18 protein-coding genes and 1 pseudogene are annotated in these 22,272 nt (G+C 44.0%); 8 read left to right on the top strand and 11 right to left on the bottom strand.

The window, feature by feature from the left end:
* Nucleotides 1-175: 175 nt before the first annotated feature.
* Nucleotides 176-2,602: an ATP-dependent helicase HrpB gene (gene hrpB / locus C2M32_RS08535; protein ID WP_105168019.1), complete on the bottom strand. Its 2,427-nt coding sequence runs from the start codon at nt 2,600-2,602 to the stop codon at nt 176-178.
* Between the two features lie 345 nt (nt 2,603-2,947).
* Here hrpB and C2M32_RS08530 point away from each other — a divergent pair, with 345 nt between their 5' ends.
* Nucleotides 2,948-4,291 carry an ABC transporter permease gene (locus tag C2M32_RS08530; protein WP_105168018.1) on the top strand — a complete coding sequence of 448 codons (1,344 nt, stop codon included), beginning with the start codon at nt 2,948-2,950 and terminating at the stop codon, nt 4,289-4,291.
* Nucleotides 4,292-4,299: 8 nt separating this feature from the next.
* On the top strand, nt 4,300-5,514 hold the full coding sequence (locus tag C2M32_RS08525) for an ABC transporter permease (RefSeq protein WP_105168017.1): 1,215 nt from the start codon (nt 4,300-4,302) through the stop codon (nt 5,512-5,514).
* Between the two features lie 110 nt (nt 5,515-5,624).
* Here the strand turns inward: C2M32_RS08525 and C2M32_RS08520 are convergent, their stop codons facing one another.
* The 4 genes from C2M32_RS08520 to C2M32_RS08505 all read right to left on the bottom strand — a co-directional run bounded on the left by C2M32_RS08520 (nt 5,625) and on the right by C2M32_RS08505 (nt 11,551).
* Complete coding sequence (locus C2M32_RS08520) at nt 5,625-6,638, bottom strand: fibrinogen-like YCDxxxxGGGW domain-containing protein (RefSeq protein WP_158678172.1); 1,014 nt, start codon at nt 6,636-6,638, stop codon at nt 5,625-5,627.
* Nucleotides 6,639-6,918: 280 nt separating this feature from the next.
* Nucleotides 6,919-9,549 carry a methionine synthase gene (metH, locus tag C2M32_RS08515; protein ID WP_105168015.1) on the bottom strand — a complete coding sequence of 877 codons (2,631 nt, stop codon included), beginning with the start codon at nt 9,547-9,549 and terminating at the stop codon, nt 6,919-6,921.
* A gap of 9 nt (nt 9,550-9,558) precedes the next feature.
* Entirely contained in the window at nt 9,559-10,614 is a 1,056-nt protein-coding gene (locus C2M32_RS08510) for a homocysteine S-methyltransferase family protein (protein ID WP_105168014.1), read from the bottom strand.
* Nucleotides 10,604-11,551: a homoserine O-succinyltransferase gene (locus tag C2M32_RS08505; protein ID WP_105168013.1), complete on the bottom strand. Its 948-nt coding sequence runs from the start codon at nt 11,549-11,551 to the stop codon at nt 10,604-10,606. The genes C2M32_RS08510 and C2M32_RS08505 overlap by 11 nt, the downstream gene beginning before the upstream one ends.
* A 178-nt stretch (nt 11,552-11,729) precedes the next feature.
* On the opposite strand from C2M32_RS08505, the gene C2M32_RS08500 reads away from it, so the two are divergent.
* Nucleotides 11,730-12,050, top strand: a complete 321-nt coding sequence (locus C2M32_RS08500) for a cupin domain-containing protein (RefSeq protein WP_105168040.1) — start codon at nt 11,730-11,732, stop codon at nt 12,048-12,050.
* Between the two features lie 9 nt (nt 12,051-12,059).
* Here the strand turns inward: C2M32_RS08500 and C2M32_RS08495 are convergent, their stop codons facing one another.
* A complete protein-coding gene (locus C2M32_RS08495) occupies nt 12,060-12,452 on the bottom strand; it encodes a hypothetical protein (RefSeq protein ID WP_105168012.1) in 393 nt (130 codons plus the stop codon).
* A 162-nt stretch (nt 12,453-12,614) separates the two neighbouring features.
* On the opposite strand from C2M32_RS08495, the gene C2M32_RS08490 reads away from it, so the two are divergent.
* On the top strand, nt 12,615-13,466 hold the full coding sequence (locus C2M32_RS08490) for a hypothetical protein (protein WP_105168011.1): 852 nt from the start codon (nt 12,615-12,617) through the stop codon (nt 13,464-13,466).
* A 59-nt stretch (nt 13,467-13,525) separates the two neighbouring features.
* Here the strand turns inward: C2M32_RS08490 and rluB are convergent, their stop codons facing one another.
* The 5 genes from rluB to rnm are packed head-to-tail and all read right to left on the bottom strand — an operon-like array spanning nt 13,526 to nt 17,303.
* Nucleotides 13,526-14,386, bottom strand: coding sequence for a 23S rRNA pseudouridine(2605) synthase RluB (gene rluB, locus C2M32_RS08485; RefSeq protein WP_105168010.1), 861 nt, complete (start codon nt 14,384-14,386; stop codon nt 13,526-13,528).
* Complete coding sequence (gene scpB / locus C2M32_RS08480; RefSeq protein WP_105168009.1) at nt 14,386-14,973, bottom strand: SMC-Scp complex subunit ScpB; 588 nt, start codon at nt 14,971-14,973, stop codon at nt 14,386-14,388. Before scpB ends, rluB begins: the two co-directional genes overlap by 1 nt.
* Before the next feature lie 50 nt (nt 14,974-15,023).
* Complete coding sequence (locus tag C2M32_RS08475; protein WP_442792702.1) at nt 15,024-15,833, bottom strand: segregation and condensation protein A; 810 nt, start codon at nt 15,831-15,833, stop codon at nt 15,024-15,026.
* Nucleotides 15,833-16,453 carry an L-threonylcarbamoyladenylate synthase gene (locus C2M32_RS08470; protein WP_105168007.1) on the bottom strand — a complete coding sequence of 207 codons (621 nt, stop codon included), beginning with the start codon at nt 16,451-16,453 and terminating at the stop codon, nt 15,833-15,835. Before C2M32_RS08470 ends, C2M32_RS08475 begins: the two co-directional genes overlap by 1 nt.
* Before the next feature lies 1 nt (nt 16,454).
* Complete coding sequence (gene rnm, locus C2M32_RS08465; RefSeq protein ID WP_105168006.1) at nt 16,455-17,303, bottom strand: RNase RNM; 849 nt, start codon at nt 17,301-17,303, stop codon at nt 16,455-16,457.
* A gap of 429 nt (nt 17,304-17,732) precedes the next feature.
* Between rnm and C2M32_RS08460 the strand changes: the two genes are divergently transcribed.
* The 4 genes and pseudogenes from C2M32_RS08460 to trpCF all read left to right on the top strand — a co-directional run bounded on the left by C2M32_RS08460 (nt 17,733) and on the right by trpCF (nt 22,268).
* Nucleotides 17,733-19,313: an anthranilate synthase component 1 gene (locus tag C2M32_RS08460; protein ID WP_105168005.1), complete on the top strand. Its 1,581-nt coding sequence runs from the start codon at nt 17,733-17,735 to the stop codon at nt 19,311-19,313.
* Nucleotides 19,303-19,893: an aminodeoxychorismate/anthranilate synthase component II gene (locus C2M32_RS08455; protein ID WP_105168004.1), complete on the top strand. Its 591-nt coding sequence runs from the start codon at nt 19,303-19,305 to the stop codon at nt 19,891-19,893. Before C2M32_RS08460 ends, C2M32_RS08455 begins: the two co-directional genes overlap by 11 nt.
* An 8-nt stretch (nt 19,894-19,901) precedes the next feature.
* Complete coding sequence (trpD, locus tag C2M32_RS08450; RefSeq protein WP_105168003.1) at nt 19,902-20,909, top strand: anthranilate phosphoribosyltransferase; 1,008 nt, start codon at nt 19,902-19,904, stop codon at nt 20,907-20,909.
* Nucleotides 20,902-22,268 (top strand): annotated as a pseudogene (gene trpCF, locus C2M32_RS08445) (bifunctional indole-3-glycerol-phosphate synthase TrpC/phosphoribosylanthranilate isomerase TrpF). Before trpD ends, trpCF begins: the two are co-directional and overlap by 8 nt.
* The last annotated feature ends 4 nt before the right edge of the window (nt 22,269-22,272 follow it).

Genomic DNA, 22,272 nt, shown 5'->3' with positions numbered 1-22,272 from the left:
CTTGCTTATTTGTGAGTATCAAGTCCTTGAACCTCTATAAAATGGCGACCATCTCTACTTGAAGAGAAAAACCCTTAACTTCTGGCGCACCGTAATATGAATACGTAATTAAACTATCACGAGATAAAAACAGCGCAAAGTTTAAACTACCACCCCTTAAATTTATTCACTACCGCTACATTCTACTTTTTACTTTGTTCGTTGCGTGTGCTGTTGCTGGATCATCGGGCCAAAAGTGCTTGGGATAGCGCCCTTTCATCTCTTTTTGTACATCTTTATAGCTGGTTTGCCAAAAATGAGCCAGATCCTGAGTCAGCTGTAGTGGTCTGTGGGCTGGAGACAACAGCTCCATCAATAGCGGTAACTTACCATTGCACAAAACAGGAGTGGCTAATAGGCCATATACCTCTTGCATCCTAACCGATAACTTAGCGGGTCCCTGTAATGGGTATTCAATTTTAATATTTGAGCCGCTGGGCACTTGAATGCGCTTAGGTAAAATTTCATCAAGCCGTTGTTGTTGACTCCAATCCAGTAGACCTTTCACGGCGGTCATCAAATCAAGCTTCTTTAACTCAGCCAGCTTTTTCACGTTGCCTAAATATGGTGCCAGCCAATCGTCGATACGCAGTAACAATGCTGCTTCGTCTAACTGTTCAAACTCCTGAGGATAAAAGCGCTGTGCCAACGTCATGCGATTAAGTAACGGTTGTACTTGCTGATATTCATTAAACAACGCCAAACCGTGCTTAGCGACTAGATTCAACCAAGCTTGAGTTCTGGCCTCAACATCGAGCGCTTTAGAGCTTGGCTTAGACTCGATTACCAATGCCCCTAGCTGCACTCGCTGTTCGTGCAAAAAGCGTTCTGACTTTTCATCAAACTCACATATGTCTTTTTCTACAAACAGGTGTGGAAGTGACGCTTGTAGTAGTGATAGGTTAAGCTCCGTGGCGCTAAAGATGCGCTGTCCTTTGTGTCCACCGAGCGACGCAATGGCGATATAGTCGCAATCCAACCAATGGGTTTCATGCGCATTCACGCCTGCCCCATTGGCTAACACAAAACCTTGTCCTCGACGTTTCGCCAACCTATCTGGAAACGCCAGTGCCACAAGTAAGCTCAAATATTCACAGTGAAGCGTTGCGCGCTCGCTGACTTTTAAACGTTTTAGCCAAGGTTTTAACGCTTGAGTAAATGACTTTTGTGGCCTTTCAAACTGACTTTGCAGCGCAACTCTCAGCTCGGGCGAAACTGCAACTCGACTCTCCAGCAAGGCGACTAAATAACAGGCCAAATGACTGATACCGAGCTTACTTGGCTCTAGTTTCATTGCTTTTAAAAGCATATGAGCAAGACGCGGCTCTGTACCAAATTGGTGCATCTTACGGCCAAGCTCCGTCACCTTACCCAGCTCATCAACCGCTTCAAGCATGTTAAGTAACTGGCTTGCCTGTTGTAATGCACCCGATGATGGCACATCTAACAAAGGTAATTGCTCAACCTCTGAGCCCCAAATCTTAGCTTCAAGAACAAGACCTGCAATATCTGAGCTTAAAATTTCTGGCACATCGTGTTTGTCTCTACGCTCAAACTGCTCCTGTGAGCCAAGTCGATAAACCACACCCGGCTCTATCCTGCCAGCACGCCCTGCCCTTTGCACCGCTGATGAACGTGAGATTGAAACCGTCACTAATTCAGTTACACCGGTTTTTAAATTAAATTGTGCCGCTCGGCGTTTGCCACTATCGACCACAATACGAATTCCTTCAATGGTCAGCGAGGTCTCGGCCACATTGGTCGTGAGCACTACTTTGCGCTGTCCTTGTTTTGGAGGTGCAATTGCGGCTTGCTGTGTGGCTTTATCTTGTTCACCAAACAAGGTAACAACATGGGTATCAGAAGCCACTTTTCCTGCAAGGTTTTGGTATAAAAAGTTAATTTCTTTTTTCCCCGGTAAAAACACCAAGGCACTACCAGATTGCTGTTGCAAAGCATTTAAGACCAAAGCTGGCATGGCTTCTAGCCATTTTGATTCATCACGTAAGGGATGATAAACCTCGTTTACTGGATAACTGCGGCCATCGGATGCCACCACAGGACAATCCAAAAAGGCTTGATAACGCTCACTGTCTAAAGTAGCTGACATTACCAGAATTTTAAGATCGTCTCGAAATGCAGCCTGCGTTTCTAAAGCAAACGCCAGTGCGGTATCCGCTGCCAATGAACGCTCGTGAAACTCATCAAAAATGAGCAAATCTATCCCAGTCAATTCAGGATCTGATTGTAGCATTTTTGTTAAAACGCCTTCTGTAACGATTTCCAGCCTTGTATGCTCAGATACCGCAACTTCGTTACGAATTTTCAGGCCAATACTGTGACCTAGCGCTTCGTTTTGTTGGTGTGCCAAAAACTGTGCAATACTACGCGCCGCTAGACGTCTAGGCTCTAACATCACGATCCGCTTAAAGTGGTTATTTTTCACTAAATTAAGCGGCAACCAAGTCGATTTACCTGCCCCAGGAGGCGCCTGAAGTAACACGGTATTATGTTGCTGAAACTGAGCAACTAACTGATCAAAAACGGCTTCAATAGGTAACACAACAACACTCGATCCAAACTTTTTATTAATGTTAACATGTAACGCAAGGCAGACGTAACCAAGACTCTTTCAAGCTGAACAATAATCGCTCACCTAACTTGCTATCTTTAAAGAAAAATATTATTTTTTCATAAAAATTTCTGTATAAATAAATAAATTCCACATTTAGATTAACTTTTGGTTATTTTTTTGTAAAAATAAGACATCGGATAGATACCAATATCCAAAAAAAAGGAACTTTGACTACTTTTAAGGAAAAAGTGATGAGTATCAAGCCTTCAAACTACTTACACAGTACAACGTACCAATGCTCATGCCATGTTTTTCTGAGTGTTAAGGAGCATCATGGTTAATTACTATCTCAAACTAGCATGGATTAGCATACGCAAAACTCCTATGCTAAGCGCTCTCATGGTGCTTATTATCGCGATAGGAATAGCCATCACAATGATCACATTCACTGTGAGCTACATGATGTCAAAACATCCGATCCCAGAAAAAGCCGATACACTGCAACTGGTTTATTTAAGTAGCTGGTTCTCTGAGCAACCCTATAGTGAACATCTCGGAAAAGAAGAAGCCCCTCACCGCATCACTTATCGCGATGCAGTAAACTTAACCGCAGCCAATGAGCGTAGTGATTTGATTAAAGCACAAACCCTTATCGCTGATCATAAAGCGCTGATCCGCACGCCATCACAAGCAAAGTCGGAAGGCAAAATGCAATATATGTATGCAACGACTAACGATTTTTTCGACATGTTCAATGTACCATTTTTATTTGGCGCTCCATGGTTAGACAGTGTTGACGGAAATGGCGAATTTAATGTGGTGATCAGCAAAAAGCTCAACGATAAGCTCTTCTATGGCGAAAACTCCGTAGGCAAGCAAATACTGATGGACCAGCACACGCTAACAATTTCGGGCGTGTTAGACGATTGGAACCCAACACCTAAATACTTTTTCTATTCTTCTTCAGCATTTGAGAAACCCCTTGATGTGTACATCCCAATACAAACAAAAATCAATCATGAGTTGTATTTAAGCAGTAGTTTTTCAATGTATTGTGGCGTTACTCCTGAAAACCCTAGCTTCAAAACTATTTTAGACTCTGAATGTGTGTGGATCTTTTTATGGGTAGAACTGAACAACGCCAGTGACAGGCAAGCATATACTAACTTTTTACACGACTATGATGCTCAGCAAAAACAACTTGGCAGGTTCCCCAGAGATTTACCCAGTTATACCCGAACTGTTGAAGAATACCTGGTAAGCGAAGAGGTTGTGCCTGATAACAGCAAGATTGCCGTTTGGTTAGCATCAGCCTTTCTCATTGTGTGTTTGCTCAACTGCATGAGCTTGATGATAAATAAGTTTTACAATAAAAAAGGTGAAATCGGATTACGTAGAGCAGTCGGTGCCAGTAAGCAAGATATCGCCATACAATTTGGCTATGAAACAGTGTTAATTGGTCTGCTTGGAGGCTTATTAGGCTTGTTAATGGCACAACTTGGATTAAAAGCTGCGCAAAGTGTTTTTCACTTTATCAACGACAGCGTCATGCAAATGAATGCCACACTTGTCATCGTCACTATCATCTTGGCTGTGTTATCTAGTTGCTTGTTTGGGCTTTGGCCTATTTATCGAGCAATACAAGTACAACCTTCCAGCCAACTAAAGAGTTTGTAGGAGTGATCATGAATGACATTATGCCTATTTTGAAGTCTCTTTATCAGCGTAAAACTGCCACATTATTGCTGATTTTACAGATCTCCATCACCCTTACGATTCTCGTCAACACCATTTTTATGTTGATACAAAAGTGGGACAATATAAACACCAACACGGGTTTAGAAGAAAAACATACCTTTTCATTTACCACCAATATTCAAGGTGACAGAAGCGAAATTGCTAACTTGATAAAGCAAGATCTTTCAAGGATCAATCAACTAGACGCGGTTCAAATCGCATCTAATGTTTCTGACATTCCTTATACATCTTGGGGTTCAACCACGCAAATCGGTTTGCCTCCCACTCCAGAGGATGTGTTGCTAAGAGCCGGTTATTATGAAGGTGATTATAACTCGTTAGAGGCGATGGGGCTAAAGCTTGTTGCTGGTGAGTGGTTTAAGCCTAGTGATATTTTTTACTATGAAAGCGCAAAATCAGACGACCATAGTATGCCAAAGCTCGTAATTTCTAAAGCTCTTGCGCAAAAGCTATACCCCGATGACTGGCGACAAGCGTTAGGCAGCACACTGTATTCAGGAATGGATGCCTGTAACGTCGTAGGTATTGTTGATAAATTGCCAAGTGCTTGGAATTGGTGGAAGAACAATTGGTACACGGTATTAAGTAGTGGTAATTATATCGACTCAGAACCTATTTATATGGTCAGAGCACGTCCCGGTATGCGCGAACAAGCCATGGAGCAGGTAACCGAACTATTGCTACAAACTCCTGGCAGATGGCTGGATAATATGGCCACGTTTGAGCAAACACGTAACAAAAGCCATCAAGGCGATTTCGCTATGGTGGTCACGCTAATTGTGTTAGTAGCTATCTTAAGCACTGTCACCGCTTTTGGTATTTTTGGGCAAATGCGCTACACCATCATTACCCGTAAGAAACAGATTGGTACTCGACGAGCACTCGGTGCTAGTCGGTTACAAATACTGCGTTACTTTATGCTAGAGAGCTTTATTATCACCAGTATGGGTATCATCATCGGAGTACTACTTTCACTTATTTGCAATACCTATTTGATGGTTTTGTTCGAACTACCGCCCATACCTAGTGATTATTTGCTTACGGGCGCACTCGCTATGTGGGGCATTGGACAACTGGCCACGCTACAACCTGTTTATCAAGCGAGTTTAGTCTCCCCCGCCATTGTGACTCGCATGGGCTAATCATCAGTTTTAGCCAGCTTGCTGTTATTCATAAAAAAAGCGTGCATAGCACGCTTTTCAAAAATAAAACTTAGTCTTTGTGCTACTCTATATTACGCATGAAGCTGTCTCTAGCGCATCCAAAGTAGTGCCCATCTCGTGGCATTCGGAAGTAAGCCCAGGCAAAGTGATGAACCCACCTTACTCGACTGGTAAGTGCCAAGTGCAGCCCAGCAATAACTACCATTAACGTCGGCTTGCCATCCAACAAAGGTATTTGGATTAGCTGAGTTAAGGTATTCTGGCTTAGTACACCCCTCGACCGAAGTATTTACGTCATTAAGGACAGTACGACAAGTAGGAATATCGGTACGCTGTGGCATTGCTTCAACCTTATCAGCGTATGCCCATGAACTTCTGATGTGTTCAAGTTCCAGCGTAGGCATATTGGTTCCATACACTGACTTTCCGTCCGCACATTGAGCTTGTGAACAAGCAACTTGCTCTCTGGCGTCTGCGAAGTAACTTAAACTCCCCCTAAACATCCACAGTTGTGCTGGGTCTATAGGAGTTGTAGCCGGTTCTGTACCATAATCAGAAATGCGAGCTATGCCACCAGCTCGGCTCTTCGGGTAGCTCCCCACTAAGGTCCAGCCACCACCATCGGTGGTCATATCGCAATAGACCTGTAGCGTTTCGTTGTTGTCGGTCATTATGTTATATAAGCCGTCACCTGAGCTTTGACCTGCCTGTAAAATCTCTCGGCATGTATAAAAAGAGGACTGCTGATTCGCGCCTATTTGCCAGTCACCTTTTTCTCCTTGGCTGGAATACCATGTTCCCTGAAAGCCAGTGCCGCTAGCGCTACCCGTAAAGTATTTAACGGTATTGAGAGTGGACTCTGTAATTTGAAAGTGGATGAGTTGCTGAGCATGATTGACGTTACCTGATAGCACCTCTGTTTGATTGTAAGCGACAAAGTGGCTGTTTTGTCCCTTAAAATCATATTCAATACTCTGCTCGTTTGTGACTTGTCCGTCTGAGGTAGTGTCAAAAATAAGCGTGTGTGGTGCATTCAATTCTACCTGTGCGAAAGTGGTAAAGCTGGCAGCCAATAGTGCTGCATAAATTCCATTTAGTTTCATAATTTTTATCTTCATTGTTGTAAATTGTCTAGGTGTATACCTTTTGAGAAATTGCGTAATACGCTAGACGAATATAACCGAAAGCCCTCCTATTAGAAAGATTTGAAAAAGTGTCGCTTTAGTCACAACACCCTATGTGATTTGGTTTACTGTATTTGCTTTTTAGCTTCCCAACCATCGTGACGCGCTGCGCGATAATGATTACCTATTTACTAGCGAACTAAAGAAGCGCTTGAGAGCAAGCGCTTTTTTAAAGGTTTAATTACAACTTTTAGAACGGCTACGCCTCGTAGCCAAGGTTTGGTGACAACCAACGCTCAGCCTCAGCCAGCGTCATTCCTGTGCGTCTTGCATAGTCTTCTACTTGGTCTTTTTGAATACTTGCCACTGCGTAGTACTTCGAATCCGGATGAGAGAAATACCAACCAGAAACCGCAGCGCCCGGCCACATAGCATACGAGCTTGTTAATTTCATACCGATACGCTGCTCAGTATTGAGTAGTTGCCAGATTTTCTTTTTCTCTGTGTGTTCCGGACAAGCAGGATAACCAGGTGCAGGACGAATACCCTGATAGTTCTCACGGATCAGCTCATCGTTACTCAAAGACTCATCAGGTGCATATCCCCAATAGTGTTTGCGCACTTGCTCATGCAGGTATTCAGCGAACGCCTCTGCTAATCTGTCAGCGACCGCTTTTACCATGATTTTGTTGTAATCGTCATGTTTAGCATCAAACGCTTCTGCCAGTTCGTCTTCTTCCAAACCACCAGTCACCGCAAACGCGCCAAAGTAATCGGCAGTCCCTTTAGGCGCAATATAATCCGCTAAGCAATAATTTGGAAAGTCTGTCTTTTCTGTCTGTTGACGCAAATGACAAGACAAAGCTAACACTTCGGTGCGCGTTTCATCGGTGTAAATTTCGATGTCATCTCCCACTCTGTTTGCGGGAAACAACCCAATGACACCCTGTGGTTTTAACGCACCTGAACGCTCAAACTCATCCAACATCGCATTAGCATCTGTGAATAAGCTTTGCGCCTGCTCACCCACTATTTCGTCATGCAAAATTCTCGGGTATTTGCCTGCAAGTGACCAAGTCATAAAAAATGGCGTCCAGTCAATGTATTGTCTGAGCGTTTTGATACTCACATCGGTGAATTCCGTAACGCCTAACTTTTTAGGCACCGGTGGGGTGTAATTATCCCAATCAATCTTAATTGCGTTGTCACGAGCACGTTGTAAAGTGACTGGCTTCGAACGAGGCTTTTTACGTGCCTGCTGCTCCCTAACTTTGACATACTCTTCTTTTGTTTTCGCCAAAAAGTCTGTTTTTTGTGACTTGCTCAACAGATTCGAGACCACTCCCACCGCACGACTAGCGTTATTAACGTACACCACCCCTTTGTCATATTGAGGCTCTATCTTTACCGCTGTATGCGCTTTGGATGTGGTTGCTCCGCCGATAAGCAGTGGTAACTCAAAGCCGCGCCGTTTCATTTCCTTGGCCACGTGTACCATTTCATCTAGTGAGGGTGTGATCAAACCAGACAAACCTATCACATCGGCTTTTTCATCAATGGCCGTTTGCAAGATCTTTTCCGCCGGCACCATGACCCCAAGGTCAACCACTTCGTAGTTATTACATTGTAGTACCACGCCAACAATGTTTTTACCGATGTCATGTACGTCGCCTTTCACCGTTGCCATGATGATCTTGCCGTTGGTTTCACCTTCTTGTTTCTCTTGTTCAATGAAAGGGTCAAGATAAGCAACAGCCCGCTTCATAACTCGAGCCGATTTAACAACCTGAGGCAAGAACATTTTACCCGCACCAAACAAGTCACCGACCACATTCATGCCGTCCATCAACGGTCCTTCAATGACTTCGATGGGTTTGGCCATGCCTGCTCGACACTCTTCGGTGTCTTCTTCAATAAACTCGGTGATCCCCTTAACCAGCGCATGCTCTAAACGCTTTGCAACAGGCCAAGCGCGCCATTCCAAATCTTCAACTTTCGCAGCCTGCGCCATACCTGAGTATTTTGGCGCAAGTTCAACTAACCGTTCGCCCGCTTGAGGGTCTTTGTTTAGAATAACATCTTCCACCGCATCTCTGAGTTCTTTAGGGATATCATCATACACCGCGAGCTGACCGGCGTTGACGATACCCATATCCATACCCGCTTGTATTGCGTGATAAAGGAAAACCGAGTGAATTGCTTCACGCACTGGATTGTTACCACGGAATGAGAACGATACGTTTGACACACCACCAGACACCTTACAGTGTGGCAGTTCAGCTTTAATGCGTCGCGTACCTTCTATGAACTCTACCGCGTAGTTATCATGCTCTTCTATCCCCGTTGCCACGGCAAAAATATTGGGATCAAAGATAATGTCTTCGGGCGGAAAACCAATTTGATCAACCAAGATGCGATAAGACCGTTCGCAAATTTCAAACTTACGTTTTGCTGTTTCCGCTTGACCTACTTCATCAAATGCCATCACCACTGCCGCAGCACCAAAGCGCTTGATAATTTTTGCTTGGCTAATAAACGGCTCTTCTCCTTCTTTTAAGGAGATTGAGTTTACAATGGCCTTACCTTGAATACATTTTAGGCCTGCTTCAATGACTTCCCATTTCGATGAATCCACCATGATGGGCACACGAGAAATATCTGGTTCAGACGCTATCAGGTTAAGAAACTTCACCATGGCCGCTTTTGAGTCCAACATCGCTTCGTCCATGTTGATATCAATCACTTGCGCCCCGTTCTCCACTTGCTCACGGGCAACATCCAAGGCTTTCTCGTATTCTTCCTCTAAGATCAGGCGCTTAAAACGCGCAGAGCCAGTCACATTGGTGCGTTCACCAACGTTAGTAAAAGTGGCTGTAGATTGTTGCGTCATAAGTACTTCCTAATTCAAATTACAAGCTTCTAAACCAGCTAAGCGCATACGCACTTCAAGCTCAGGTAAAGGTCGTGGTGCAACCTGTGCGAGACCATCGGCAAATGCTTTAATATGCTCAGGAGTCGTCCCACAGCAACCGCCAACAATATTGATCAAGCCTTCTTTACCCCAATCAATAATTTCTTTCGCCATTTCAGGAGCTTCTAAATCATATTCACCGAACTCATTGGGTAAACCCGCATTGGGATGCACTGACGTAAATGTTTCGCACACCCTTGATAATTCAACAACATACTGGCGCAATAGATCCGGTCCCAACGCACAGTTTAGGCCGATTGATAGCGGTTTGATATGACGAATTGAATTGTAAAACGCTTCTGTGGTTTGCCCTGACAAAGTACGCCCTGAGGCATCCGTAATGGTGCCAGAGATCATGACAGGCAGAGTAACCCCGCAGCGCTCAAACGCTTCTTCAACCGCAAATGACGCTGCTTTTGCATTGAGCGTATCAAAGATTGTTTCGATGAGAATTAAATCAACTCCCCCTTCAATCAGCGCAAGCGTTGACTCAATATAGGCTTCAACTAACTGATCAAAAGTAATGTTGCGATAACCAGGGTCATTTACATCTGGTGAAATAGAACATGTTTTTGACGTAGGGCCGAGAACACCTGCAACATAACGCGGCTTATCCGGATTTTGCGCCGTAAATTCATCACATAATCGACGAGCCAGCTGCGCCGACACTAGGTTGATTTCTTTACTGACACTGGCCATGTCATAGTCTTCCATGGAAATAGTGGTGGCGTTAAAGGTATTGGTTTCAATAATATCTGCACCTGCTTCTAAAAACTGACGATGTATTTGTTCAATCACCTCAGGCTTAGTAATGCTGAGTAAGTCGTTATTGCCTTTAACAAGCACATGCCAATCTTTGAATCGCTCACCTCGATAGTCTTGTTCTTGTAACTTAAAGTCTTGGATCATAGTGCCCATCGCACCATCCAAAATTAAAATACGTTGTTTTAATGCCTCGGTTAAGGCTGCGCGTTTATTCGGCATAGTTGTTAGTCCTTACATCTTGGCTAACGAGGTTAATATCATAAGGTGTTGTTTGGTAAACGTAGTAATTCAGCCAATTGGAGAATAACAAAAAGGCGTGACTTTGCCATGTTTTCGACGGTTTTTGTGACGCATCATCGTTAGGGAAATAGTTCTCAGGTTTTGGAGCATCAGCATTTTTCTCCAGATCTCTTTGATATTCCTTAAGCAAAGTATCCGCATCATATTCAGGATGGCCGGTAATATACACCTGACTACCCGATACGTTCTTGATTAAATACGCCCCCACAGTTGGAGAACCCGCGAGCATCACTAAATCGTTCTTCTGTGCAATTTGTTCTGGGCTGATGTGTCCATAACGAGAATGTGGAACCAAAAATTCGTCGTCAAATCCACGGGTCAACGCACCATGATCAAAATAGCAGCGATGCTTAAACACACCACTTAATTTTTCAGCTCTGATCTCACGTTTTAATCCATGGTGATGGAACAGCCCAGCGTGTGCTGCCCAACACGAAAACAAAGTAGACGTAACGTGGTGCTCTGCCCAGTCAAAAAACTGCTGCAGCTCTTGCCAATAAATCACGTCATCATATTCTAAGTGGGCCAGTGGCGCACCGGTGATGATTAAAGCATCATAGTTTTGATCCTTCACATCTGAAAAATATCTATAAAACATATCTAAATGTTGCTCTGAACTATCAGATGTTCGATGAGTATCTAAACGTAGTAAGTCTACATTTACCTGCAATGGAGTATTGGCCAGCAAGCGGATGAATTGCACCTCTGTTTCCACCTTGTTTGGCATTAAGTTTAATATCGCCAAACGCATAGGACGGATCTCTTGGGTTTGTGCACGACTTTTTGGCATCACGAACACATTCTCTTGACGCAAACGTACAATAGCGGGCAATTCGTCTTTTACTGTAATTGGCATACTTAACTCCCAAGTGTAGATTTAGCTGACATTATGAATGGAATTAGAAAAATATCAACCTCTAGATGTATAGACGTCCAAATATTTTTTACAATGATCTCACGCCTAATCACCACTTTAAAAGCACCCCACATGCAGGTATGGTATCGAGCTGTAATATAAGCTTGAGAACAACATGATGTTGCAAAATTTACTGGCTAACTTGCCACAAGATACTAACCAAGAACATTTTGAAGATTTACTGTCAGCCAAGCATCTGCGTATAGAGAGAATTGTCTCTTACGGGCAAACATCACCCGACTCATTTTGGTATGATCAAGATGAGCATGAATGGGTTATGGTTTTGGCAGGTTGTGGCACGGTCGAGTTTATAGATGGCGAAAAGCATGTTTTAAAATGCGGCGACTTTTTAAATATACCTGCTCACACGAAGCACCGCGTAAGCCACACAGCCCCCTCTGAGGCGACTGTCTGGCTCGCTGTTTTTTATCACAACTAAGAGGTACGCTTACACTTGCGCTTCTAGAAATTCCATGGCGGTTTGCTCACGATGATCAATTTTACCGTCTGCAGCACACACTTTTTGCACAATTTTAAGTGCCAACTCTCGCATCGGTTGGTCGATGATAAATTTCATTCTGTGTTGTATAAATGCTTCTACGTCGTCGCTCTTTACCGCGTGTACACACTTTCCAACCATATCTGAAATGTAGTTATCAAGGCTTACGGCGGAGTTCCAATTTAACGTTGCAGCCCACTGTCGTACCACATGTAGTTCAGAATCAGATACGCTCCCGTCAACAGCCACGAACAACAGTGCTAAGTCCAGTAAAGATTCCTTTTGTAATTGCTCGACGCAAATGCCACTGTCAAAGTGATTGAGTAATTGTTCAAATTTCATAAGTCCTTGCTCCTTGAAGTCAATAACCGAGGTACATAATCACTTCATGACCATCGCGCTCTCTTTACCATATTAGACAAAAATCAAAATGTCACATTAAAAACTCTCATCATCCCCCGCTGAACTACACTAAAGATGGGTGTTATTGATTTTGGAGGTGCCATGCGGGGTTTATGCGCCTTACTTTTTATATTGCAAATCAACGTTGTGCGAGCGGTAACGATCCCAATCACCATCGAGGAAGATATTTATAATTATGCGCAAATTATTTTGGCTGATGAGTCCATTGAGACTATCAATGATTTTAGCCACCCTCTGTGTCAAAGGGATATCGTTGAGTTTGTGCTGTTACAAAGAGCACTAAAATTGGGCGGATTAGAACTCAATTTTAAGTTCGAGCTCGGTAATTATGATGCCCGAAATGTTAAACTATTGGTTGATGGACTACTGCTGGTCAGTTTCGATACCCTCTGGTATCAGCAAGCCCAGCAACATATTGAGCGGTTATATATTTCCGATGCAATCATTCGCAAAGGGGAGTATTTTGCTGGTCTATATGCTTCCCCCAAAAACGTCACCAACATAAAGAACAAAATTGCGGCAAACTTATCTCAAGTGTCTGTGATCTCGAGCCGTTCATGGCATACCGACTGGATCACGTTGTCCGCTTTGCGCCCAAAACAATTACATGAGGAGTCCGATTGGATAGTCATGGCCAAAATGGTGAGCCGAGGATGGGTTGATACCATGTTGGTATCTTTCAACAATACTATGCCCTTTGAGTACCGTGGCATAGATTATCGAATTATTGCGATTGACGGTATCAAGGTGCCACTCCAAGACAGTCGGCATTTTGTGGTATCACGCCTGCACCCGCTCGGAGAAGCTACCTTTAAAGCGCTTCAAGCTGGTATTAAGCAATTACGCGCTTCAGGCTTTATTGAGCAATCTTATAAACAATGTGGTTTCTTTAGCCCCCATATCGACGCCTGGCGAGCATTAACGCCACAATAAAAAAACCTCACTAAAATGGTGAGGCTTTTTATTATATAATATCTATTAAATTCAGATTTTTAGCGTTTTTTGGGCTTTTGCACACGCTGATTATGTTTTTTAACGGCTTTACGGATCTGGTTGATCTTGGCACGCTTATCTTTACGCTTTTCCGGCATGACTGAAAGCTTAGTCTCAGTTTCATTGCGAAGCTTCACTGACTTGCGCAGATAGTTTACATCTTCAAGTTTAAGCTCTTCCCAGCCACCTTGCGGCAACCGTTTGTTCAGCTCCAACTTCCCGTAACGAATACGAATAAGACGTGACACTTCAACGTCTTGAGATTGCCACAAACGACGTACTTCACGGTTACGACCTTCGGTCAAGGTGACGTTAAACCATTTGTTAATGCCTTCCCCACCCATAGGCTTAATTTTCAAAAATTTGGCAGGACCATCTTCCAGTTCAACACCCTTGGTTAGGTTCCGTAATGTTTCATTGGTTACTTCACCAAACACACGAGCTGAATATTCTCTCTCTACTTCATATTTTGGGTGCATCAGACGGTTAGCCAGTTCACCGTCGTTGGTGAACAATAACAGTCCTGAGGTATTGATATCCAAACGACCAATAGCAATCCAACGATCGCCATCCAAACGTGGCAAACGGTCAAATACTGTGCGACGACCTTCAGGGTCTTTTCGTGTACACAACTCACCCTCTGGTTTGTGATACATGATCACGCGACATATTCTGTCTTCTTTTTGCTCGATTTTTACTATGTGTCCGTCTACACGGATCACCGCGTTTTCTTCAACACGATCGCCTAATTTTGCGACCTTACCGTCAACACTTACACGGTTGGAGTCAATGTATTTTTCCATTTCGCGGCGTGAACCCACACCAGCACGGGCCAATACTTTTTGTAACTTTTCACTCATTAAGATGGTTCTCTCACAGAAGGATCGTTCAACATCTGATCAATTTTAACACTGTGCTGCTCAGGTAATTTGGGCAACATATTAAGACCAGACAAAGAAAAATAATCTAAAAATTGCTTTGTGGTGGCGTACAGTGCGGGTTTACCCGGCACTTCTTTATAACCCACCACCTTTATCCATTCACGCTCTTGTAAGCTCTTGATAATATTTGAACTTACAGTCACGCCTCGCACTTGCTCTATCTCACCTCGGGTAATAGGTTGTCGATATGCAATCAATGCCAGCGTTTCCAACGTAGCTCTGGAATATTTTGGGGCTTTTTCTTGCCATAAGTTGCTTAGCCACGGACTTAAGCTTGAACATGCTTGAAACCTAAATCCAGTTGCAACTTCAACAAGGCGAATACCACGCGTTTGATAGTGTTCAGAAATACTGTCTAATGCTTGATCTATTCTAGCATTAGACACTGATATATCTTGTAATACAGTTTCTTTTAGGCGCTTCTTTGACAACGGTTTGTCCGCAACAAAAATTGCTGCTTCTATCAGCTCAATTAGTTGCTCATCGCTAATTCGACGCGTTGCCATACACTTGCAGCCTTACCAACACATAAACGTCTATTATGACAGAGGTTGCGCTACTCTTGTAGCTGCAAACTCAAATAAATTTGGCTATCCGGCTCAACTTGTAAACACGTTATGAGTTGCTCTTTAATCAATTCGAGCATTGCAATAAAGGTAACAACCACACCACTGCGTCCTTCATCTATCGTAAAAAAGGCGTTAAATACACAGGGGCCATTATGCTCAGACAAGTGCTGTAAAATATGACTCATTCGCTCTCTAGTCGATAGCGCTTCTGCACTAATGTGATGATGTTCAAAAGTTTTTGCTCTAGCCATAACGTCTCCCAAGGCAAGCAATAGCTCTTTGAGCGCAATGTCAGGAAACAGCGTTTCGGGTTCGGCGGACTCATCAACCAAGGCATGTGCAGTAAAAATATCACGCCCAACACGCGGGATCACATCGAGGTTCTCGGCTGCTTGCTTGAACTGTTCGTATTCTTGCAAGCGCCTAACCAATTCAGCCCTTGGGTCTTCCTCTTCTTCTAACTCTTCATGGACAGGCAACAACATACGGGATTTAATCTGTGCCAACAGCGCAGCCATCACCAGATATTCGCCTGCCAATTCAAGTTGAAGATCTTTCATCAGTTCCACATACGCAACGTACTGCTCTGTGATGCTGAGAATAGGCAGTTGAAGAATATCTAGTTTGTGACGTTTTATGAGGTACAACAACAAGTCCAGCGGCCCCTCGAAGGTTTCTAAAATGACCTCCAGCGCGTCTGGTGGAATATAAAGATCTTCAGGCTTATCAACCACCGCCTCGCCGTTTAAAAACGCCAGCGGTAGTTTTTGTTGTTGAGGAACATCATTCACTACAATTACTCAAATGGTGAGGTATCACCACATCCTACACGTAAAATTTCTACTTCATCTTCAGATAAATCGATTACGGTGGTTGCTTGCTCAATTAAAAAACCGCCATGGATAATCAAATCTACTTGTTTTTCCAGTCGCATTCTAATTTCATCTGGGTCTGACTCAGTAAACTGCTCATCGGGTAAAATTAATGAGCATGACATCAATGGCTCTCCCAACTCGGCCAATAATGCAGTGGTAATCGGATGATCTGTCACACGAATACCTATGGTCTTCTTTTTGTCGTTCAGTAGTCGCTTCGGAACTTCTTTAGTACCTTTAAAAATAAATGTGTATGGCCCAGGTGTATTATTTTTAATCAAGCGAAACATTTGATTATCAACGCGAGCGTAGGTCGCCAGTTCTGATAGATCTCTACACATCAAGGTGAAATTATGGTGCTTTTCTATGCCTCGAATACGTTCAATGCGCTCTTTGGCTTGTTTGTTACCAATATTACAACCAATCGCGTAACCTGAGTCCGTTGGATAGACCACGACGCCACCCTGCATTATGATTTCAGCAGCCTGTTTAATGAGCCTAGCTTGTGGATTCTCGGGATGAATATGAAAAAATTGGCTCATGCTAACACTCCTCGTTTGCTTGCCAAAACTGCCAAACCCCTTGGCAATCTTTTGGTAAGTATAGGTTTTTTCCTAAATCTAACCAAGGCATTGGATAATGGAAGTCGGAACCTTGGCTGGCGAGCAAGTTAAATTCACTACTCAACTGCCCCAAAAACTGTCGTTCTGAGGGAGCCTGTTGGGGCTGTGCCACTTCCATCGCTTGTCCCCCACTGAGACTAAATTCGCTCAACAACTTGCGTAGCCACTTGTTTGACATTTGATAACGCGCCGGATGAGCCAATACGCTCACTCCGCCCGCGGCTTTGATTGCAGCGACAGCAGTTGCCATGTCACACCACTCACTAGGTACGTAGCCGGTTTTGTTGCGCGCTAAAAACTTTTTAAAAACGCCTTGAATATTTTTCGCGACACCACGTTCAACCAACGCGGCAGCAAAATGTGCACGAGTGATTTCAGCCTCGCCGGCTAGCTCTTTAGCGCGGTCAAAAATGCCCTCATAACCTCTTTTTTCTAGTCGCCGGCCTATTTCTTCTGCCCTCGCCTGACGTTTAGCTTGTTGTGTTGCAAGCAGCTTAATCAAATCAGGGTGGTTAATATCAACCGCAAGCCCAACAATATGGATCTCAAAGCTCTCCCATTTTGTGGAAATTTCCACCCCAGCTACTAGCTCCAATGAAAGCGAGTTTTGCGTTATATATTGCTGCGCAGGCAAGATTGCTGCAGTAGTGTCATGGTCAGTAATAGCCAGTACATCAACGCCTTTTTCTGTTGCGCGCTCAAGCAATTCGGCCACGCTTAAACGACCATCAGAAAAAGTGGTGTGGCTATGTAAATCGTATTTTATCAATTTAACTCTTTATCAAATTTGTTACTTTCGAGGCGACAGTATACCACTGTTGTTTGTGTCGTTTCTGTGAAATTTATTGTTTTTGCTGGTACAGGGGTTGACAGAATATGAAGCAGTACGGTTTACTGTACCCACTAAAGACAAATAAGCAATGAAATCTAAAACCATGATTACAACAACAAACAAAAACATTTGGTGGTGGCACTCGTAAAAGCGGGTGATTCGTTGTGTCTTAACGAAAATATCAACCCGCTTAATGTAAGCGGGTTTTTTTATATCTAATTTTCGGAGAAAACTATGTTCAACAATGCAAAAACAACTATTTGGTGGTGGTGCCTGGCTTAGCGGGACGGCATTGTTGCAACTTTTTTAACGACCCCGCTAAGCCTAAACAGCTAGTGGGGTTTTTTATTTAAAGGGGAATGAGGTTTGATATTTAGTCACATAACGACCACACCAGGTGAAGTGACCAGTATACGGCAAAGGCGGGACTATATAAGTAGCCCCCTGTCTTTGTACGCGGCACTGGGAAAGAAAAATTCACTGTTGTTGGAATCGGCAGAAATAGATTCAAAAGATAATGTAAAAAGCATTATTCTTGCGGATGCGGCGCTGCGTATTGAATGTATGGGCAAGCAAGTTGTTGTTAGAGCACTGTCTAATAACGGTCAGCAACTACTGAGCTTCTTACAAGCGCAAGTCGCTAACTGTGAGACGACCTTACATGACGATACGCTGACATTAACATATCAAAGTCTAGACGAGGAACTAGACGAATTTAGTAAGTTAAAAGCGGACAACGCATTCAGCGCCTTGCGTACCTGTATTAACAGTATCAAGCGAAATTCTGAAACGCCCCTGTCGGTGTTTTTGGGTGGGGTGTTTGCTTATGATATGGTTGCTAATTTTGAACAGCTTCAAGATGTGCCAAATGGAGAAAATACCTGCCCCGATTATGTGTTCTATCTGGCAGAAACTTTGGTGCTTATTGATCATCAAGCGCAAACCACTGAGCTAATTGGTAATGTGTTTAATGGCCCAGATGTTCACGCAAACTGCTTCGAAGTCGGTAAACAACTTGAACAACTAAACGCGCGCTGTGATGCGTTAACTCCGTACTTTGCCGCGCCAAATGAAGGCCAAGCGGATGTTCACGTTAATATTGATGACGAAACATTTTGTGAACAGGTGTCTCGACTCAAACATAACATTGTTGATGGTGATATTTTTCAGGTGGTTCCTTCACGCACCTTTTCACTCCCATGTGCGCAACCACTGGCGGCATATCAGCAACTCAAGCAGCAGAATCCAAGTCCTTACATGTTTTACATGCATGACCAAGATTTTGTGTTGTTTGGTGCATCTCCAGAATCTGCGCTGAAGTATTGTATTGATAGTAATCAGGTGGAGGTATATCCAATTGCGGGCACGCGAGCACGCGGTAAGTTTGCCGATGGCCGTATTAATCCTGATCTCGACAGCCGCATTGAACTAGACCTTAGAAACGATAAAAAAGAACGTGCAGAGCACTTAATGCTGGTCGATTTGGCTCGCAATGACATTGCTCGGATCAGTGTCGCAGGCACACGCCATGCTAAAGAGTTATTAAAGGTTGACCGTTATTCGCAGGTGATGCACCTAGTATCTCGCGTAGTAGGTCAACTGAAGCCTGACTTGGATGCATTACACGCCTATCAAGCATGTATGAATATGGGCACTTTAGTAGGAGCACCGAAGGTGAAGGCCGCACAACTTATTCGCGATGTTGAGCAAAAGCGCCGTGGTAGTTATGGCGGTGCGGTTGGCTATTTAACAGGTGATGGCGCGATGGACTCATGTATCGTGATCCGCTCAGCCTTTGTCAAAAATGGGGTTGCCTATGTTCAGGCCGGTGCGGGAGTTGTGTATGACTCAATTCCACAAGCGGAAGCCAATGAAACACGTGCCAAAGCTCAAGCTGTGATCAAAGCGGTGCAATCAACTTATCAGGGAGCGACCAATGCACACTAACGCGAAAGTCTACTTTTTAGATAATTTTGATTCGTTTAGTTACAACTTAGTCGATGAGCTCACACTCCTTGGTATGGACCTTGTGGTATATCGTAATCATCTCAGTGCACAGCGTATATTTGACAAAATGCTGCAAGAGCAACAACCCGTTATTCTAGTGCTCTCTCCAGGTCCTGGTAATCCAGCGCAAGCTGGTTGTTTATTGGAGCTTATCGCACTGTGCAAAGGCAAATTCCCTATGTTGGGTATTTGTTTAGGCCAACAGGCTTTGACCCAGAGCTATGGCGGTGAAGTGGGACATGCAGGAGAGACCGTACATGGTAAGGCCTCTATAATTGATGCGCTACCCCACCCCGTCTTTGCGGGACTTGGTACGCAATTTCCAGTAGCACGTTACCATTCACTGATGGCGACCTATGTGCCCGACTGCTTAGAAGTTATCGCAAAGTATCAAGATATTCCCATGGCGATATATCACAGTGAAGATAAGGTTTTGGGTTATCAGTTTCACCCTGAATCAATTTTAACCCCGGATGGTGCCCGCTTGTTACAGCAAAGCATCGCATACTTAACACGGTAGGATTTACTATGGATAGCATCAACAAGTTAATTGCACAGCAGTCACTGGATTTTGTACAAAGTAGTGCACTGTTTGATAGCATCATGCACGGCCAACTCAGTGAGATTGAACTAACCGCTGTATTGATCGCGTTAAAAATTAAAGGCGAAAGCGCACAAGAAATCGCTGGGGCGGCAAATGCAATGCGAAGTAATGCGAAACCCTTTAATAGCAACGGATTACGTTGTGTAGATAGCTGTGGCACAGGAGGCGATGGCGCCAATACCATCAACGTTAGCACCACAGCAGCGATTGTTGCCGCCGCATGTGGGCTCAATGTGGTAAAACATGGTAACCGTAGCGTTTCTAGTAAATCTGGCTCAGCTGATTTACTGAAAACATTAGGGATTAATCTAGATATGAGCAGCGACGTTGCCAGTGATTGCCTTGTCAAAACTGGTTTCACTTTTTTGTTCGCCCCCAATTACCATCAAGGGACTAAACATGCGATGCCCGTGCGAACAGCGCTAAAAACTCGCACGATTTTCAACATCCTTGGTCCTTTGGCAAATCCTGCGGCCCCCCAAACGCAACTGCTTGGCGTCTACGACCCAGCTCTTTGTACACCAATGGCTGAGACCCTAAAAACATTGGGGACTGAACGCGCAATGGTAGTACACGGCGCAGGCACAGATGAAATCGCTTTGCATGGCGAAACTCAGGTCACCGAGCTTAATCAAGGTGAGTTGACACACTACACCCTCAGTGCACAAGACTTCGGCCTTGAAAACTATTCGCTTGCAGACATAGCGGGTGATACGCCAGAGTATAACGCCAAAGCCAGTTTGAATATTTTAAAAGGCAAAGGCAAAGATGCCCACAACGCTGCAATTGCGGCTAATGTGGCTGCACTTTTGGTGATGGAACAAAAAGCCGCGAGCTTTAAAGAAGCCACTGCACATGTACTTGAAGTACTGGCATCTGGCAGCGCATACGAAAAGCTCACACATATTGTTGAGGTAAGTAATCATGGCTAACGTACTGGAAAAAATTGTGCCGATAAGCGTGTGGAACTCCAACAAAGAAAAGCCACATTGCCATTGGATACTTTTATAAACAAGGTGGAGCCAACACAGCGGGACTTTTACGCAGCACTGGCAAAATCAGGCACGCAATTTATTCTAGAGTGCAAGAAAGCTTCGCCATCAAAAGGGCTGATCCGGTCACATTTTGACCTTGATGAAATAACTTCTGTATACAAACGTTACGCCAGCTGTATCAGCGTGCTTACTGATGAAAAGTACTTCCAAGGCAGTTTTGATTATTTGAGTTATGTGCGTCAAAGAGTCGATCAACCACTGATCTGCAAAGATTTCTTTATCGATGAATATCAGGTTTATCTCGCGCGTCTGCATGGTGGCGATGCCATTTTACTCATGTTATCTGTACTGGATGACGCCCAGTATACGGCCTTAGCAAAAATAGCCGAATCACTTAACATGGCGGTGTTAACTGAGGTGAGTAACGAACAGGAAGTAGCGCGAGCACTAGCGCTTGAAGCGAAAATTATCGGTATCAACAACCGTAACCTGAGGGACTTGAGCACTGATTTGGCGACTACTGAGCACCTACGAAAGCTTATTCCACAAGACAAAGTTGTCATCTCTGAATCCGGCATTTACACCCATCAAGATGTTAAACGGTTAGCGCCGCTGTGTGATGGCTTTTTGGTTGGCAGCTCCTTAATGGCAGAGCAAAATTTAGAAGCTGCATGTCGCAAATTGATCCTCGGAGAGAACAAAGTGTGCGGTTTGACTCGTTGTCAGGATGCACAAGCAGCCTATCAAGCAGGGGCTCTTTACGGTGGACTTATCTTTTATCCAAAATCTCCAAGATACGTAGATTTAGATTGCGCCAAAGCAGTGATCGATAGCGCGCCACTTCATTACGTGGGCGTGTTCGTAAACGCCGACATTGAACAGGTCGTGGAATATGTACAGATTCTAAAACTCAGTGCAGTACAATTACACGGCCAAGAAGACGAGAATTATATAGCCACATTGCGCAGCCAATTGCCTATCACCTGCCAAATATGGAAAGCACAAGGTGTTCAGGATGTGCTACCCAGCCCAATACAAGGTGTCGATAAACACTTGTATGACACGAAAACCCAAGAGGGTTTCGGTGGTACAGGCTTACAATTTGACTGGCAATTGTTAAGTTCTCAAGTTGCCAACAACTTTATGCTTGCCGGAGGCATAAACCCCGATAATGTGCTTGCCGCAACCAAGTTGGGCGCGCAAGGGGTCGATTTAAACTCTGGGGTGGAACAAAGCCCAGGTAAAAAATGTCAGCAAAAACTAAACAACGCTTTTTCAAACATTAGGAATTATTGAGGTG

It is taken from the genome of Pseudoalteromonas sp. T1lg23B, assembly GCF_002964665.1.
Taxonomy (GTDB): domain Bacteria; phylum Pseudomonadota; class Gammaproteobacteria; order Enterobacterales; family Alteromonadaceae; genus Pseudoalteromonas.
The sequence above is the reverse complement of the archived record's forward strand: the minus strand, read 5'-3'. Positions and strand labels throughout refer to the sequence as shown.

Bases quoted from the DNA above. Each gene is read 5' to 3' on its own strand.
- C2M32_RS08530 (WP_105168018.1), top strand. From the start codon at position 2,948: ATGGTTAATTACTATCTCAAACTAGCATGGATTAGCATACGCAAAACT.
- C2M32_RS08525 (WP_105168017.1), top strand. From the start codon at position 4,300: ATGAATGACATTATGCCTATTTTGAAGTCTCTTTATCAGCGTAAAACT.
- C2M32_RS08470 (WP_105168007.1), bottom strand. From the start codon at position 16,453: ATGAGCCAATTTTTTCATATTCATCCCGAGAATCCACAAGCTAGGCTC.
- scpB (WP_105168009.1), bottom strand. From the start codon at position 14,973: ATGGCAACGCGTCGAATTAGCGATGAGCAACTAATTGAGCTGATAGAA.
- C2M32_RS08495 (WP_105168012.1), bottom strand. From the start codon at position 12,452: ATGAAATTTGAACAATTACTCAATCACTTTGACAGTGGCATTTGCGTC.
- rluB (WP_105168010.1), bottom strand. From the start codon at position 14,386: ATGAGTGAAAAGTTACAAAAAGTATTGGCCCGTGCTGGTGTGGGTTCA.
- C2M32_RS08505 (WP_105168013.1), bottom strand. From the start codon at position 11,551: ATGCCAATTACAGTAAAAGACGAATTGCCCGCTATTGTACGTTTGCGT.
- C2M32_RS08500 (WP_105168040.1), top strand. From the start codon at position 11,730: ATGTTGCAAAATTTACTGGCTAACTTGCCACAAGATACTAACCAAGAA.
- C2M32_RS08490 (WP_105168011.1), top strand. From the start codon at position 12,615: ATGCGGGGTTTATGCGCCTTACTTTTTATATTGCAAATCAACGTTGTG.
- C2M32_RS08520 (WP_158678172.1), bottom strand. From the start codon at position 6,638: ATGAAACTAAATGGAATTTATGCAGCACTATTGGCTGCCAGCTTTACC.
- C2M32_RS08510 (WP_105168014.1), bottom strand. From the start codon at position 10,614: ATGCCGAATAAACGCGCAGCCTTAACCGAGGCATTAAAACAACGTATT.
- trpD (WP_105168003.1), top strand. From the start codon at position 19,902: ATGGATAGCATCAACAAGTTAATTGCACAGCAGTCACTGGATTTTGTA.
- C2M32_RS08455 (WP_105168004.1), top strand. From the start codon at position 19,303: ATGCACACTAACGCGAAAGTCTACTTTTTAGATAATTTTGATTCGTTT.
- metH (WP_105168015.1), bottom strand. From the start codon at position 9,549: ATGACGCAACAATCTACAGCCACTTTTACTAACGTTGGTGAACGCACC.